Genomic DNA, 14,951 nt, shown 5'->3' with positions numbered 1-14,951 from the left:
GATGCTCAAGATCAACACTCAATCCGAATGGATCGCCCGTGCGAATGAGGTCCTGCCCGCCGGGGGATTTGGCAATTTCGACCCCGGCATCATCATCGCCCGTGGCGAGGGCAGCCATGTCTGGGATGAGGACGGCAATGAATATATCGACTACCTGATCGGCTCTGGCCCAATGCTACTGGGCCACGGCCACCCCGAAGTGATGGAGGCGGTGCTGGAGCAATTGCCCAAGGGTATGACCTTCTTTGCCAATAACGCCAAGGGGATCGAACTCGCCGAGGCGATCATCGACGCCGTGCCGTGCTGCGAACAGGTGCGTTTTGTCGCCTCGGGCGGCGAGGCGGATATGTACGCCATCCGTCTGGCCCGCGCCTATACGGGCCGCGACAAGATTTTGAAGTTCGAGGGCGGCTATCACGGCATGAGCGCCGAAGCACAAATGAGCCTTGCCCCCAGCCGTCGGGTCAACTTTCCACAAGCGGTGCCAGACAGCGCCGGGATACCTGCTGGTGTGGCCGAACAGATGCTGATCGCGCCGTTCAACGATCTGGACGCCGTTGCAGCCCTGCTGGACGAACATGACGATATTGCCGCGATCATGGTCGAACCCTTGCAACGGATCATCCCGCCCTTGCCCGGATACCTGCAAGGGCTGCGCGATCTGTGCGATAAGCACAATGTCCTGCTGATCTTTGACGAGATCGTCACCGGGTTCCGCTTGGCCTATGGCGGCGCGCAGGAGAAATACGGCGTGACGCCCGATATCTGCACGCTGGGCAAGATCATCGGCGGCGGGTTCCCGTTGGCCGCGCTGGGCGCAAGCGCAGAGATCATGAAGCATTTCGACAAGGATCACGTAGGCGAGGGCGGGTGGCTGATGCAGCTCGGAACCCTGTCCGGCAACCCTGTGGCTTCGGTCGCGGGCCTGAAGACGATGGAGGTTCTGCGACGCGACGGGGTCTATGATCAATTGCGCGCGACAGGAGCAGCGCTTCAGCAGATGCAGGTCGCGGCATTGAACCACGCGGGGATTCCGCATCGGATTTGCGGCGATGAAACCCTGTTCGATATCTATTTCACAGACGCCGATTGCCGCGATTACCGCAGCGCTAAGCATGATGATCCACATCGCAACGTGATTTACAACAACAGCTTACGGGCGAGTGGCATCTTCAAGTCGCCGGGCAAGCTCTATCCTTCCTTGGCAGTGACGGAAGCAGACCTGCAACAGACCAAGCACGCGGTCGAAAAAGCGGTTCAGATGATTACCAATGCCTGAACGGATTGAGCTGGAACAAATAAACGGGCCGCTGCCAGTTCATGACAGCGGCCCTGACTGATTGGATGTCCGGGGCAGCGCCTCGCCCCCTCGAATACCACTTAAAAATACGGACAGACTTGCAAACTTTCGACTTTTTCGAGAGCGGCCCGGCGTCTCAATCGGTGTATCCGTATCTTTGCAGCCTGTTGCTGTGCCTACAGTGAAGTAGTTCACATTGCGGAATTTTTCTCAACTTCTCCAGTCAAAAAATCCTGAGCCCGCTTTCTGCAACAGCGTTTCGGCCATGGCGCGGCCCATCTCAGGCCCATCGGCAACCGCGCCGGTGAGGACTTCCGAGATGGCCTCGGACCCGTCCAGGCGCAGAACCTCACCCCGCAGGCGCAGGTGGCCGTCCTGTATTTCGGCAAGGCCGGCGATTGGCGTCTCGCACGAGCCGTCCAGCGCGGCCAGCAGCGCGCGTTCGGCGGCCAGTCGCTGCCCGGTTTCCGCGTGGTGGATGGCTTCGAGCATACAAGCTGCGCGGGAATCGTCGCTGCGGCGTTCGATGCCGATAGTGCCTTGGGCGATAGCGGGCAGCATGTCTTCGGGCGCAATGGCGTTCGCGGGAACGTCGTCCATGTTCAGGCGGCGGATACCGGCCATGGCCAGAAAGGTGCAATCGGCCACGCCATCGGCCAGTTTCTTGAGGCGGGTCTGCACATTGCCGCGAAATTCAACGACCTCTAGATCAGGGCGCCGGTTCAGCAACTGCGCCCGACGGCGCAGCGATGACGTGCCGACCACCGCGCCCTGCGGCAGGTCGTGGATCGAACTGAGGCTGGGCGAGATGAACGCATCGCGCACATCCTCGCGCGGCAGGAATGTGTCCAGCACCAGCCCTGCGGGTTGTTCCACAGGCATGTCCTTGGTCGAATGCACAGCGATGTCGATCTCGCCACGCAGCATTGCCTCTTCGATTTCTTTGGTGAACAGCCCCTTGTTGCCGATCTCTTTCAACGGGCGGTCCGCGTCGATCATGGCGCGGTTGTCACCGGTGGTTTTGATGACCACGATCTCGAAGGCCTCATCCGGTAGGTCGAACGCCGAGCCCAGTCGCTGCCGCGTCTCATAGGCTTGTGCCAGCGCCAGAGGCGATCCTCGGGTGCCGATTTTCAGTGGTGAAGCGGGAGAGGGCAGGGTCAGTGTCATACGCTCAGCTTTAGTCGCGTCACATTGCCCTGACAATGGGGGCAGAGCTTGACAAATTGCCACTGAGGGCCGACCCGTGGCGCAAACCTGATGATTGGGGGCAGACATGGCCGAGACAAAGAAACTGCTGCGGGCGCTGGCGGGTGAGGTGCAGGATGTGCCGCCGATCTGGATGATGCGTCAGGCCGGGCGGTATCTGCCTGAATATCGCGCGACGCGTGCACAGGCGGGGGACTTTCTGTCCCTATGCTATAACCCGGAACTGGCGGCCGAGGTCACCTTGCAGCCGATCCGCCGCTATGGGTTCGACGCGGCGATCCTGTTTGCCGATATCCTGCTTGTGCCGCAAGCGCTGGGCGCTGATCTGTGGTTCGTGACCGGCGAGGGGCCGCGTCTGTCAACCATCACCCAGCAAGCGGAATTTGATGCGCTGAAGCCCGTGGACGCGATCCACGAGACGCTGTCTCCGGTCTATGAGACCGTGAGAATCTTGTCACGGGAATTGCCGTCCGAGACGACTCTGATCGGGTTTGCTGGTGCGCCCTGGACGGTGGCCACCTATATGATCGCCGGGCGCGGTACGCCGGATCAAGGCCCGGCCCATGCGCTGCGCGAAGGGAATGTGGCACTGTTCGAGGCGCTGCTGGAGCGGATTACGCAGGCGACGATCGAGTACCTCTCGGCCCAGATCGAGGCCGGGGCCGAGGTGGTCAAGATATTTGATAGCTGGGCCGGGTCTTTGAAGGGGGACGCGTTCCAGAAATACGCAGTTGAGCCATGCCGTGTGATCACTCAGGCGATCAAGCAACGTCATCCGGGCATTCCGGTGATCGGTTTCCCACGCGAGGCCGGGGATGGGTATATCGGGTTCGCCAAGGCGACCGGTGTAGACTGCGTGGCCTTGGATAACTCGGTCTCGCCTGACTGGGCGGCCGATCACGTGCAGGTGGACGGCTGTGTGCAGGGCAATCTGGCCTCGTCCCACATGGTGACGGGCGGGCAGGCTTTGGTGGATGAGACGCACAAGATCGTCGAGGCCTTTTCCAAGGGGCCGCATATTTTCAATCTTGGGCATGGGATCACGCCGGATGCAGATCCTGAGAACGTGCAGCTGATGATTGATACGGTGCGATCGCGGTAAGCTGGCGGAGGGGGGCCAGCCCCCTTCTTGGCCTGCGGCCAATTCATCCCCCGGGATATTTTTAGCCAGATGAAGGGGCGGATCAGCGCTTTTGGTTGAGTTCGTCCAGAATCTCTGAGCGGTGTTCTCCGCGCGATGGGCTGGGTTTTGGTTGCCATACGTGGTTTGAAAAGCGCGGCGCTGCGGCGGCCTGGAGGTCTCCTTCGATGTCCTGCCACGTCTGGCGCGCTTTGTTCATGGGATGAGACTGGGCCTGTTCGGGGCTGAGGACGGGTGCGACGCAGGCGTCGGTTTTGTGGAAAAGCGCCGCCCAGTGGTCGCGGGGGTGTTGGACGAAAATTTCGGTCAGGCGCGCGGTGAGCTGTGGCCACAGGTTAGGGTCGTATTGTTTGTTGAAGTCAGGGTCCTGTGACAGCCCCAGCGTTTTGAGGAACTCAGCGTAGAATTTTGGTTCGAGGCATTGCACCGTGATGAACCCGCCATCGGCGCAGGTATAGGTGCGGCTCCAATGGGGGCCGTCCAGCAGGCTATGGCCGCGGGTTTCCGACAGGTTGCCGGTTTGACGCATGCTCATGAGCAGGTTCATCATATGCGCCGAGCCGTCATAGATGGCGGCATCGACAACGGTACCCTGACCTGTACGCTGTGCGTTGATAAGGCCGGCCAGTATGCCGGTGACAAGGTACATCGCGCCGCCACCGATATCGCCCACCAATGTTGCCGGCGTCTGTGGTACCTGCCCTGCTGCCGAGGCGTACCAGAGCGCGCCGGACATTGCGATATAGTTCAGGTCGTGGCCTGCCCTCTCTGACAGGGGGCTCTCCTGTCCCCAGCCCGTCATTCGGCCATAGACCAGTTTGGGGTTGAGGGAGTGGCACGTCTCGGGGCTGAGGCCGAGCTTTTCCATCACGCCGGGGCGGAAGCCTTCGATCAATGCGTCGGCTGACGAAATCAGGCGTCTGGCGATTTCAAGATCGGCTGCGTCCTTGAGGTTCAGGTCTATGGACCGTTTCCCGCGATCCAGAACGGACGTCTCGGGCATTCCGGGGGTGGCGGGCTGGCCCTTGCGGTGGATGGCGACGACATCCGCACCAAGGTCGGCCAGCAGCATGGCCGCGAACGGGCCAGGGCCCAAGCCTTCGATCTCGATGATCCGGGTTCCGTGCAGCATGTTGCCTCCTTTGATTGACGCAGGTTTCCGGGGCTGCATTGGAAATGCAAGACCGGATTTTCGCGGCTTGCAAGATGGTTATGCGCCCTCTAGCGTTCCCTGCGGTGCGTAGAGTGAGGCTCGGATGCGGTTGTGGATCCTTTTCGGCAGTGTTGTCACGCTGGCAGTCTTGGCGGTCATACTTTCGCGTCTGCACCCGCCAAATACCATTGTGCTGGCAGCAGGACCCGCGGGTGGTGCCTATGAGACCGTGGCGCAGGACTATGCAGAGATTTTGGCACGAGACGGTATCCGCCTTGAAATTCTCGAAACAGCCGGGTCAGTCGACAATGCTGGGCTACTGGAGGCCGGCGATGTGGATGCGGCCTTTCTGCAGGGCGGAATAAAGGTCGACCCTGCCGTGGCCGAGGCCGTCGGCGCCGTGTTTTTCGAGCCGGTCGTCTTTTTGGTGAACGAGGGTGCAGCCATCCCGCGCAATCCCGCCTTATGGTCCGGGTTGCGGATCAACAGCGGTGCTCCGGGGTCGGGCACGGCGGCCGCGTTTCGGGATTTCGAGCGTGCCGTCGGGTTGGCCGAGGAGGACAACGAACATTTTTCGATCCCTTATGCTGAGGCCGCCACTGCCCTGTTGGGCGGAGAGTTGGATATTGCGGTGTATGTGGCGCCGATCGAAGCTCCTTACCTGAAAGCAGCCTACGAGGAACCCGGGTTGAGGGTGTTGGACCTAACCCATGTTCAGGCGATTTCGAGGCGTCTGGCCTATGCCACTGTGGTCTCTGTTCCGGCGGGCGGGATGTCACTGGACCCGGTGCTACCGCCTCGGCCAGTCGATCTGATCGCAATTGAGGCCAGGCTTGTTGTACGGCCCGATCTGCACCCTGCGTTGGTCAATCGTCTGACAATGGCCGCGATCGAGCTGCATCGGGCGCGCGGCATAATCACCGATCCGGGCGTTTTCCCAAGCATTGAAGGCACTGGCTTGAATGTCAGCAATACGGCGCGGCAATTGATCCTGGAGGGACCGTCCACTTGGCACAACTGGCTGCCTTACTGGATTGCCGCACAGATCAACCGGGTATTGCTGTTGTTGTTGCCATTTTTCTTTATCGTGGTTCCGTTGATGCGGCTGCTGCCCTTTGCCTATGCCTATGCGATGCGCTGGCGCGTTTGGCAGCATTACCCCGAAATCCGCGAGATCGAGCTGGAGTTGGCCAATGATCCAAGCGACGCCGAACTGGATACGATGCAGTCGCACTTGAGCGAACTGGATGAGCGTTTGGCTGCATTGCGTTTGCCGGCTGCTTACCGGCAGGGGCAATATGACGCCCGGTTGCATGTCGAGCTGATCCAGAAGCGAATTGCCGAATTGCGCAATGCCGGGCCAACTTGAGAGTTTTGACGCGAACAAAAATGCGCAGGGTCCTGTGCGGAATGGGCCTGTTCTGTGTCGGTTCGCCGGGGTAATGTCCCCGCCAGAACGGGGAAAGTGAATGGCACCAATTCTGTCCATCAAGGACTTGCGCAAATCTTATGCTGACGGTTTCGAGGCGCTGAAAGGCGTCTCTTTGGATATTGAAGAAGGAGAGATCCTTGCGCTGCTGGGACCAAACGGAGCGGGCAAGACGACTCTGATTTCCACAGTTTGCGGGATCACGACTCCGACCTCTGGGTCCGTGACGGTGGGCGGGCATGATATCCAGACCGAGTTTCGGGCCGCCCGTCGTATGATCGGGTTGGTTCCGCAAGAGATCGCGTTGGAGCCGTTCGAGAAAGTCTGGAATACGGTGCGGTTTTCGCGCGGGTTGTTCGGGTATGGCGCGGATAGTGCTCGGATCGAGGAAATCCTGCGCAAGCTGTCCTTGTGGGACAAACGCAAGAACGCGATCAAGGAATTGTCGGGCGGCATGAAGCGCCGCGTGCTGATTGCCAAGGCGCTGGCCCATGAGCCGCGCGTGTTGTTTCTGGACGAGCCCACAGCCGGTGTTGATGTCGAGCTGCGCAAAGACATGTGGGAAATCGTGGCCGAGCTGAAACAGGCGGGTGTCACCATCATCCTGACCACGCATTACATCGAAGAGGCCGAGGCCATCGCCGACCGCGTGGGTGTCATCGACAAGGGTGAGCTGCTGCTGGTGCAGGACAAGGACACGCTGATGGCTCAGATGGGCAAAAAGCAGATCGAGGTCATGCTGACGGAACCCATCCAAACCATCCCTGAAAGTCTGGCCGAGCATAATCTGACCCTGAACGGGAACGGAGACTCGCTGGTCTACACTTATGATATCCACGCTGACAGAACGGGCATCACAACGCTTCTGAACGACGTGGCGCAGGCGGGATTGGTTTTGCGCGACGTACAGACCCGTCAATCGAGCCTTGAGGAAATTTTTGTCAATCTAGTGTCCGGAGCCCCCGCATGAACTGGTCCGCTGTCGCCGCCATTTACCGGTTTGAAATGGCCCGGTTCTTTCGCACACTGGCGCAGAGCTTTCTGTCTCCGGTCCTGTCCACTTCGCTGTATTTCGTGGTTTTCGGCACCGCCATCGGCAGCCGTATCCAAGAGGTCGAGGGCGTGTCCTACGGTGCGTTCATCGTGCCGGGGCTGATCATGCTGTCGGTGGTGATGCTGTCGATCTCGAACGCGTCGTTTGGCATTTATTTCCCTAAGTTCCTGGGCACGATTTACGAACTGCTGTCGGCCCCCGTGAACTTTATCGAGATCGTGATCGGCTATGTCGGGGCGGCGGCGACCAAGGCGTTGTTCGTAGGGGTGGTGATCCTGATCACCGCCACCTTCTTCGTGGATCTGAGGATCGAGCACCCTTTGGCGATGGTGTCGTTTCTGGTTCTGACGTGCCTCAGCTTTTCGTTGCTGGGGTTCATTATCGGCATCTGGGCCAGCAATTTTGAGCAGATGTCGCTGGTCCCGCAATTGGTGGTGACGCCGCTGATCTTTTTGGGCGGTACATTCTATTCGATTTCGATGCTGCCTCCGGTGTGGCAGACCATCACCCTGTTCAATCCGGTGGTCTATTTGATTTCCGGGTTCCGCTGGTCTTTCTACGGGCTTGCTGATGTTCCCATCGGGTTCAGCCTTTTGGCTATTTTGGCGTTCACCGGCATCTGTCTGGGTATCATCGGATGGATTTTTAAAACAGGCTGGCGCATCCGCAGCTAGGTGATCCGCGGCGTTGCATTTTTGCCCGTCATGTGTGGGAATTTGGTTCACGTCGCGTATTAGGCCGCAGCGGTCCCTTGTTTACCGGTTGGCTGCACTCTACATCGGCATCCATGAAACTCAGCCTGCCGTTTCTCAAAAAACAACCCAGCGTCGCCGTTGTGCGATTGTCCGGTGCCATCGGAATGGCCGGACGTGCGTCGATGTCTGATACCTCGCTTGCCCCGGTGCTTGAGAAAGCCTTTCGCAAAGGAAAGCCCTCTGCGGTGGCGCTTGAGATCAACTCGCCCGGAGGATCGCCGGTTCAAAGCTCGTTGATTGGCGCCCGCATCCGGCGCTTGTCCGAGGAACTGAACGTTCCGGTCATTGCATTTGTCGAGGATGTCGCGGCCTCGGGCGGGTATTGGCTGGCAGCGGCGGCTGATGAGATCTACGCAGACGACAGCTCGGTACTAGGCTCAATCGGGGTGATATCGTCCGGGTTCGGGGCGCATGTGTTGCTGAAACGTCAGGGAATTGAACGTCGCGTCCATACGGCGGGGCAATCTAAATCCATGTTGGACCCGTTTTCTCCGGAAAAGAAAGAGGATGTCGCGCGGCTGGAAAGGTTGCTGGCCGATATTCACGACAACTTCATCGCCCATGTGAAAACACGTCGTGGTGCAAAGCTGGATGAAAACGAGGACCTGTTCACTGGTGAGGTCTGGTTGGCCAAGCGCGCGCGGGACTTGGGGTTGATCGACGGTATCGCCCACCTTAAGCCCAAGATGCAGGAGCGGTTTGGCGACAAGGTAAAGTTCCGCCGCTACGGTCTTCGCAAGCCGCTCTGGTCCCGGTTCGGGGCGTCGCTGGCGCAGGATGCGATTGCCGGACTTGAGGAGCGCGCGGCCTACGCGCGTTTCGGTTTGTAACGTGATTATCAAGATCGTAACCCTCTTTCTGATTGCTATGGGTGTCCTGGCAATGTTCGGAAAGCTGCGCTTTCCGGGACAGCAGAGGTTGCAGTCTTCAAGATGCCCGCGCTGCGGGCGGTTCAGGATCGGTAAAGGCCCCTGCGCCTGCGAAAAAGGAGGCCGTACATGACGGCATGGCTGTTTTCCGGCCTCGGGCTGCTGATCCTGCTTTTGGCGGGTGATGCGCTGGTGCGCGGTGCGGTGAATCTGAGCCTGCGTCTGGGTGTGCCCGCGTTGATCGTCAGTCTGACAATCGTGGCCTTCGGCACCTCGGCCCCCGAGCTTTTGATCGCGATCAGCGCCATCAAGGAAAATGCGCCGGGGATCGCGCTGGGGAACGTGGTGGGGTCGAACACGGCCAACATCCTTCTGGTGCTGGGCCTACCTGCGCTTTTGGCCACGCTGCACACCAGCGAATGCGACAGCCGCAAGAACTATGTCTTTATGTTGCTGGCCTCGGTGCTTTTCATCGGGCTGGCATTCTGCGGCATATTCAACCTGTATAGCGGGGCAATCCTGCTGGCTGCACTTGGTCTTGTTCTGTGGAATGCGTTCCGCGAGGCCCACGCGCATCGCAAAGCCTGCGGTCAGCCGTGCGAAGATGACGACGAACTGGACGGGCTGGAAGAAGCCGACCCGAACATGCCGTATTGGAAGATATCGATTTATCTGGTTCTGGGGCTGATCGGCTTGCCGATGGGTGCGCATCTGCTGGTGGATAACGCAACGGTCATAGCACGTACCTACGGAGTGACCGAGACTGTGATCGGCCTGACCTTGGTGGCTGTTGGCACGTCTCTGCCAGAGCTGGCGACGACCGTGATGGCGGCTCTGCGCCGTCAGGCAGACGTCGCGTTGGGCAACGTGATCGGCTCGAACATGTTCAACCTGCTGGCCATCGTGGGGATCGCCACACTGGTCGGTCCTATTCCGGTCGACCCGGAATTCCTGCAGTTCGATCTATGGGTCATGTTGGGCGCATCGCTGTTGCTGATCCCGTTTGTGTTCTTCAAAAAAGACATCACGCGTGGGTGGGGTCTGTTGTTGACTCTGCTGTACGGGGTCTACGTCATCTCTCTGTTGGCGTGATTTGACTGAGAGGGAGCTTTCATGACCCGAGCGTTGGTAACTGGTGCCGGAATTCGTCTTGGCCGAGCAATGGCGCTGTATCTGGCGAAACGCGGGTATGATGTCGCCGTTCACTACGCGACATCCGCTGATCCGGCGGCTGAGGTCGTGTCCGAGGTTCAGGCAATGGGCCGCACGGCGGTTTCGTTGCAGGCTGACCTGCTGGATGAGGCACAGGTCCAGACCCTTCTGCCACGCGCGGCCGAGGCTTTGGGCGGGCCGATCACATGTTTGATCAACAACGCCTCGATCTTTGAATATGACAACATCCATACGGCCACCCGTGAAAGCTGGGACCGGCATCTGGACAGCAATCTGCGCGCGCCGTTCGTTCTGACTCAGGCGATGGCAGAGCAGGGTCTAGAGCCGGATACCGACGACGCAGGTGAACCAGTCGCGGTCGGGCTGATCGTTAACATGGTCGACATGCGCGTCCGCAAACTGACGCCCGAGTTCATGTCTTATACCATCGCCAAGATGGGTCTGTGGGCGCTGACCCGCACGGCGGCGCAGGCGCTAACCCCTGCAATCCGCGTCAATGCCATCGGCCCCGGCCCGACGATGCAGGGCCACAGGCAAAGCGAAGATCATTTCAAGGCGCAACGCGCCAATACCGTGCTGGAGCGTGGCGCAAACCCGTCGGATATCACTGCGGCCCTAGGGTATTTTCTGGACGCGCTGGCCGTGACAGGACAGCTATTATGCGTGGACGGCGGGCAGCATCTTGCTTGGCAAACACCGGATGTTTTGGGGCTGGAATAAGCATCTCTGACGCAAGTTTTGCACCGCTCGCATTTCTGTTACCAACGCGTTACAAAATTGTCTTTTTTTTCATACACTTGTCACGCACGTGAAAAAATAACGTTTAAAAACAACACTTTAATATATCGCCTATTTTTTGGGCAAAACGAGGAATCCTTAATGAATTAAGGGAAAATCGAGATCCTCAGAAACTTATCTTCATAGTTATCCACAGAAACCGTGGATTTGTTTTCTCTTGATCTGAGACGCACAAGATTGCAGCCATGGTCAGGGAATCATATTTCAGGCTCATGACCACCCAGAACGAATCGAACCTCGAAAGACAGGGCACTGGATACGAATGTATACAGCGCTACGTCAAAACGCTGGACAATTCTCCGGGCGTTTACCGGATGCTGGATGCGGACAGCCGGGTTCTGTACGTGGGCAAGGCGCGCCACCTCAAGGCGCGGGTATCGAACTATACGCGACCCGGCCATTCGGGGCGGATCGAGAAGATGATCGCCGCGACTGCCTCGATGATGTTTCTGACCACCCGGACCGAGACTGAGGCGCTGCTGCTGGAGCAGAACCTGATCAAGCAGCTCAAGCCCAAATACAACGTGCTGCTGCGCGACGACAAAAGTTTCCCGAACATTCTGGTGGCAAAAGATCACGCCTTTCCACAGATCAAAAAACACCGCGGGGCCAAGAAGGAAAAGGGCGCGTATTTTGGTCCTTTTGCCAGCGCGGGCGCGGTGAACCGGACACTGAACCAGTTGCAAAAGGCGTTCCTGCTGCGCAACTGCTCGGACTCCATGTTCGACAGCCGGACGCGCCCTTGCCTGCTGTATCAGATCAAGCGCTGTTCGGGGCCGTGCGTCGGGCTGATTTCGGAAAGCGATTACCGCGAAAGCGTCAAGGATGCGGAACGGTTCCTGTCTGGTCGCTCGACCAAGGTGCAGGAGGAGTTGGCCGACCAGATGATGGCCGCGTCCGAGGCGATGGAGTTCGAGCGCGCCGCCAGCCTGCGTGACCGCATCCGGGCATTGACGCAGGTGCAGACGTCTCAGGGGATCAACCCGCGCAGCGTGACCGAGGCGGATGTGATCGGTCTGTATATGGATAGCGGTCAGGCTTGCGTGCAGGTGTTCTTTATCCGCGCCAACCAGAACTGGGGGAACAAGGATTTCTATCCTCGGGTCGGGGCGGATGTATCGCCCGCCGAGGTGATGGAGGCGTTTCTGGGCCAGTTCTACGACAACAAGGAACCGCCCCGGCAGTTGATCCTGTCGGATGCAATTGAAAACGCCGATCTGATGCAGGACGCATTGTCCGAGAAGGCCGGGCGCAAGGTTGAAATCCTTGTCCCTCAGCGCGGCGAGAAACAGGAACTGGTTGCTGGTGCCTTGCGCAACGCGCGGGATTCACTGGCGCGTCGGATGTCAGAAAGCGCGACGCAGGCCAAGCTGTTGCGCGGCGTGGCTGAAGCGTTTGACCTTGATGCCCCGCCCGAGCGGATCGAGGTTTATGACAACTCGCACATTCAGGGTACCAACGCGGTTGGCGGGATGATCGTTGCGGGGCCAGAAGGGTTCATGAAAAACGCCTATCGCAAGTTCAACATCCGCGGTGATGACCTGACGCCCGGTGACGATTTCGGTATGATGAAAGAGGTTCTGAACCGCCGTTTCACCCGTCTGCAAAAAGAAGACCCCGATCGCGACAAAGGTATGTGGCCGGACCTTCTGCTGATTGATGGCGGGGCGGGGCAGGTCAGCGCGGTGCATGAGATCATGGCTCAGCACGGCGTCGAAGACATCCCGATGGTGGGCGTCGCCAAAGGTGTTGACCGTGACCACGGCAAGGAAGAGTTCCACCGCGTTGGCCATCGCCCGTTTGCGTTGAAACGCAACGATCCGGTTCTGTATTTCGTCCAGCGCCTGCGAGACGAGGCGCACCGGTTTGCCATCGGGACGCATCGTGCGAAGCGGGCAAAAGCGGTTGGCGCGACCCCGCTGGACGAAATCCCAGGCGTCGGAGCCGCGCGCAAACGGGCATTGCTGGCACATTTTGGCAGTGCCAAGGCCGTAAGTCGGGCCAATCTGGCCGACCTAAAGGCGGTGGATGGGATTTCGGCGGGGCTGGCGCAAAAGGTCTACGATTTTTTCCACGACAAGGGTTAGGTCCGCCGTCCGCGCCATAGAATATAAAGACCCGACGCAACGATCAGGGCGCTGCCGATCCACATGGCCTGATCCAGGCGTTCTCCGAACATTGCGACGCCCAGTCCTATACCGAAAAGCAGCCGCGAATAGCGAAACGGGGTGACGGACGAGACCTCTCCGGTGCGCATCGCTTTCATCAGCGCGGCATAGGCCATGACGCCCATCACGATCGCTCCGGCCATGTGCAGGCTGACGGTCGGGGTCAAGGGCTGTAGCGGCGCGCCTTCCCAGAACCGATAGGCAAGCCCGGCCACAATGATGCAGACGAAACCGTAGAAGCCCAGCACTTCTGTCCCCAGCGTGGCCGGGGCCGCGCGGCTGGCCAGATCGCGCCCTGCGAATCCCAGCATCCCCAAGACCGCGAGGATCGACAAAAGGGAAAAGCTGTCTCCGGTTGGTTGGATAATGATCACGACGCCGACCAGCCCGATCAGAATGGCGCTCCAGCGCCGCCAGCCGACAGTCTCGCCAAAAAACAGTGCAGCGCCCGCGACGACAACCAGTGGTGTGGCCTGCAGGATCACTGTGGCAGAGGATAGAGGCGTCAGTGCAATGGCCAGCACATAAAACAGCCGACCGAAGATTTCAAAGACAACCCGTATTTTCATCGGCCGCGACAGCACGTCCGGTTGGAACAGCCGTGTGCCGCGCACCAGCGCCACGCACGCAAAGATCAATGTTCCTCCGGCTCCGAAAAGGGCCAGAACCTGCCAGATCGGGATTTCAGCAGACGCACTCTTGAGCAGCGCGTCTTCCAGCGCAAACAGCGCCATGGCCGCGATCATCCAGGCACTGCCGATCAGGTTAGACCTTGGGTTGGTTTGAATGTGAGTTTTCATGTCCTGCGATATGTTCAGGTGGAACCGGCGGCCAATCTGACCTCAATGCGGCGATGCGCCAAGAGATATCTGGCCGAGGCGCCCTGTTTCTTGCCCCGTTCCGTAGACAGGCAACCGCCTGTGCAGGGTGAGTTTTTTGACCGGCCGTCTTTTATGTCCTGAAACGGCGATGTAGTGTCGCGGCATGAAGTGGAACCTGCCCAATATCCTGACCGTGCTACGCCTGTTGGCAGCACCTGGTCTCGCCGTAATGTTTCTTTATTTTTCCCGTCCTCTCGCCGATTGGTTCGCCTTGATCCTGTTTCTGTCGGCCGCCATCACCGATTGGTTCGATGGGTATCTGGCGCGGGCGTGGAAACAGGAAACCAAGATGGGTGCCATGCTGGACCCGATCGCTGACAAGGCAATGGTCGTGATCGCATTGATGATCCTTGTGGGCTATTCGGCCGAGCACTGGACGCCGTGGCTGGTTCTGCCTGCGACTGTGATCCTGTTCCGCGAGGTTTTCGTCTCGGGGCTGCGCGAATACCTCGGTGACGTGGCCGGGACGCTGAAAGTAACCATGCTGGCCAAGTGGAAAACGACCGCGCAAATGGTGGCGATTGCCGTTCTGTTTTCTCAGGGGATATTCGAGCACCATTTCGTTATGTCGACCTTTGGTATGGATCCCGCGACCATTGATCAGGTGTTGACCGGTCAGGTCGACGACGCAAACAATATCCGCTGGCATCTAGAGGGCATGTTCTGGTCGGGACGGATCGGTTTGTGGCTCTTGTGGCTCGCAGCGACCCTGACATTGATCACCGGCTATGACTACCTACGTAAAGCCATGCCCCATCTGAAGGAGAGCTAAGCGATGGACGTTCTGTATTTCGCCTGGGTGCGTGAACGCATCGGCCTGCCGAAAGAACGGGTCGAGACCGAAGCCGCGACTGTTTCCGATTTGGTGGCCGAACTCAGCGCGCGCGAAGATCGCTATGCCGCCGCCTTTGCTGACCTGACGGCGCTGCGCGTTGCGCTTGATCAAGAGCTGTCGGACTTTGACGCGCCGCTCGCCGGGGTTCGTGAAGTTGCGTTCTTCCCGCCCATGACCGGCGGCTAA

14 protein-coding genes are annotated in these 14,951 nt (G+C 59.2%); 11 read left to right on the top strand and 3 right to left on the bottom strand.

The genetic code is table 11. From position 1 onward, the window contains the following. Position 1: 1 nt before the first annotated feature. The gene (locus ACR0KS_RS10025) at positions 2-1,279 is read left to right on the top strand and encodes an aminotransferase class III-fold pyridoxal phosphate-dependent enzyme (RefSeq protein WP_170563814.1); all 1,278 of its coding nucleotides are present in this window, start codon (positions 2-4) and stop codon (positions 1,277-1,279) included. A 231-nt stretch (positions 1,280-1,510) separates the two neighbouring features. On the opposite strand, the gene hemC is transcribed toward ACR0KS_RS10025, so the two are convergent. Next, the gene (hemC, locus tag ACR0KS_RS10020) at positions 1,511-2,470 is read right to left on the bottom strand and encodes a hydroxymethylbilane synthase (RefSeq protein ID WP_170563811.1); all 960 of its coding nucleotides are present in this window, start codon (positions 2,468-2,470) and stop codon (positions 1,511-1,513) included. Positions 2,471-2,576: 106 nt separating this feature from the next. On the opposite strand from hemC, the gene hemE reads away from it, so the two are divergent. Next, positions 2,577-3,611: a uroporphyrinogen decarboxylase gene (gene hemE / locus ACR0KS_RS10015; RefSeq protein ID WP_170563808.1), complete on the top strand. Its 1,035-nt coding sequence runs from the start codon at positions 2,577-2,579 to the stop codon at positions 3,609-3,611. Positions 3,612-3,693: 82 nt separating this feature from the next. Here hemE and ACR0KS_RS10010 read toward each other — a convergent pair whose 3' ends face one another. Further along, positions 3,694-4,782 carry a CaiB/BaiF CoA transferase family protein gene (locus tag ACR0KS_RS10010; RefSeq protein WP_170563805.1) on the bottom strand — a complete coding sequence of 363 codons (1,089 nt, stop codon included), beginning with the start codon at positions 4,780-4,782 and terminating at the stop codon, positions 3,694-3,696. A gap of 124 nt (positions 4,783-4,906) precedes the next feature. Here ACR0KS_RS10010 and ACR0KS_RS10005 point away from each other — a divergent pair, with 124 nt between their 5' ends. The 7 genes from ACR0KS_RS10005 (at position 4,907) to uvrC (ending at position 12,968) form a co-directional block, all read left to right on the top strand. Then, positions 4,907-6,172 carry a TAXI family TRAP transporter solute-binding subunit gene (locus ACR0KS_RS10005; RefSeq protein WP_170563802.1) on the top strand — a complete coding sequence of 422 codons (1,266 nt, stop codon included), beginning with the start codon at positions 4,907-4,909 and terminating at the stop codon, positions 6,170-6,172. A 100-nt stretch (positions 6,173-6,272) separates the two neighbouring features. Further along, complete coding sequence (locus ACR0KS_RS10000) at positions 6,273-7,202, top strand: ABC transporter ATP-binding protein (protein ID WP_170563799.1); 930 nt, start codon at positions 6,273-6,275, stop codon at positions 7,200-7,202. Continuing rightward, positions 7,199-7,960, top strand: coding sequence for an ABC transporter permease (locus ACR0KS_RS09995; protein ID WP_170387306.1), 762 nt, complete (start codon positions 7,199-7,201; stop codon positions 7,958-7,960). Before ACR0KS_RS10000 ends, ACR0KS_RS09995 begins: the two co-directional genes overlap by 4 nt. Before the next feature lie 113 nt (positions 7,961-8,073). Then, positions 8,074-8,871, top strand: a complete 798-nt coding sequence (locus ACR0KS_RS09990) for a S49 family peptidase (protein ID WP_170563797.1) — start codon at positions 8,074-8,076, stop codon at positions 8,869-8,871. A 168-nt stretch (positions 8,872-9,039) separates the two neighbouring features. Next, positions 9,040-10,002 carry a calcium/sodium antiporter gene (locus tag ACR0KS_RS09985; protein ID WP_170563794.1) on the top strand — a complete coding sequence of 321 codons (963 nt, stop codon included), beginning with the start codon at positions 9,040-9,042 and terminating at the stop codon, positions 10,000-10,002. A 21-nt stretch (positions 10,003-10,023) separates the two neighbouring features. After that, positions 10,024-10,803: an SDR family oxidoreductase gene (locus tag ACR0KS_RS09980; RefSeq protein ID WP_170563791.1), complete on the top strand. Its 780-nt coding sequence runs from the start codon at positions 10,024-10,026 to the stop codon at positions 10,801-10,803. A gap of 290 nt (positions 10,804-11,093) precedes the next feature. Further along, positions 11,094-12,968 (top strand): excinuclease ABC subunit UvrC, encoded by a 1,875-nt coding sequence (uvrC, locus tag ACR0KS_RS09975; RefSeq protein ID WP_170563788.1) that lies wholly within the window; start codon positions 11,094-11,096, stop codon positions 12,966-12,968. On the opposite strand, the gene ACR0KS_RS09970 is transcribed toward uvrC, so the two are convergent. Beyond that, positions 12,965-13,849 (bottom strand): DMT family transporter, encoded by an 885-nt coding sequence (locus tag ACR0KS_RS09970; protein ID WP_170563785.1) that lies wholly within the window; start codon positions 13,847-13,849, stop codon positions 12,965-12,967. The two genes, uvrC and ACR0KS_RS09970, sit on opposite strands and share 4 nt — an antisense overlap. A gap of 184 nt (positions 13,850-14,033) precedes the next feature. Here ACR0KS_RS09970 and pgsA point away from each other — a divergent pair, with 184 nt between their 5' ends. Further along, positions 14,034-14,702 (top strand): CDP-diacylglycerol--glycerol-3-phosphate 3-phosphatidyltransferase, encoded by a 669-nt coding sequence (pgsA, locus tag ACR0KS_RS09965; protein WP_170485196.1) that lies wholly within the window; start codon positions 14,034-14,036, stop codon positions 14,700-14,702. Positions 14,703-14,705: 3 nt separating this feature from the next. Next, on the top strand, positions 14,706-14,951 hold the full coding sequence (gene moaD / locus ACR0KS_RS09960; protein ID WP_170563782.1) for a molybdopterin converting factor subunit 1: 246 nt from the start codon (positions 14,706-14,708) through the stop codon (positions 14,949-14,951).

This window comes from Ruegeria sp. BC7, from assembly GCF_056539165.1.
Note: the sequence above shows the minus strand (reverse complement) of the source record. Positions and strands in the feature narration are given on the sequence as shown.

Coding starts and splice junctions, on each gene's coding strand:
- ACR0KS_RS10025 (WP_170563814.1), top strand. CDS start 2: ATGCTCAAGATCAACACTCAATCCGAATGGATCGCCCGTGCGAATGAG.
- hemC (WP_170563811.1), bottom strand. CDS start 2,470: ATGACACTGACCCTGCCCTCTCCCGCTTCACCACTGAAAATCGGCACC.
- hemE (WP_170563808.1), top strand. CDS start 2,577: ATGGCCGAGACAAAGAAACTGCTGCGGGCGCTGGCGGGTGAGGTGCAG.
- ACR0KS_RS10010 (WP_170563805.1), bottom strand. CDS start 4,782: ATGCTGCACGGAACCCGGATCATCGAGATCGAAGGCTTGGGCCCTGGC.
- ACR0KS_RS10005 (WP_170563802.1), top strand. CDS start 4,907: ATGCGGTTGTGGATCCTTTTCGGCAGTGTTGTCACGCTGGCAGTCTTG.
- ACR0KS_RS10000 (WP_170563799.1), top strand. CDS start 6,273: ATGGCACCAATTCTGTCCATCAAGGACTTGCGCAAATCTTATGCTGAC.
- ACR0KS_RS09995 (WP_170387306.1), top strand. CDS start 7,199: ATGAACTGGTCCGCTGTCGCCGCCATTTACCGGTTTGAAATGGCCCGG.
- ACR0KS_RS09990 (WP_170563797.1), top strand. CDS start 8,074: ATGAAACTCAGCCTGCCGTTTCTCAAAAAACAACCCAGCGTCGCCGTT.
- ACR0KS_RS09985 (WP_170563794.1), top strand. CDS start 9,040: ATGACGGCATGGCTGTTTTCCGGCCTCGGGCTGCTGATCCTGCTTTTG.
- ACR0KS_RS09980 (WP_170563791.1), top strand. CDS start 10,024: ATGACCCGAGCGTTGGTAACTGGTGCCGGAATTCGTCTTGGCCGAGCA.
- uvrC (WP_170563788.1), top strand. CDS start 11,094: ATGACCACCCAGAACGAATCGAACCTCGAAAGACAGGGCACTGGATAC.
- ACR0KS_RS09970 (WP_170563785.1), bottom strand. CDS start 13,849: ATGAAAACTCACATTCAAACCAACCCAAGGTCTAACCTGATCGGCAGT.
- pgsA (WP_170485196.1), top strand. CDS start 14,034: ATGAAGTGGAACCTGCCCAATATCCTGACCGTGCTACGCCTGTTGGCA.
- moaD (WP_170563782.1), top strand. CDS start 14,706: ATGGACGTTCTGTATTTCGCCTGGGTGCGTGAACGCATCGGCCTGCCG.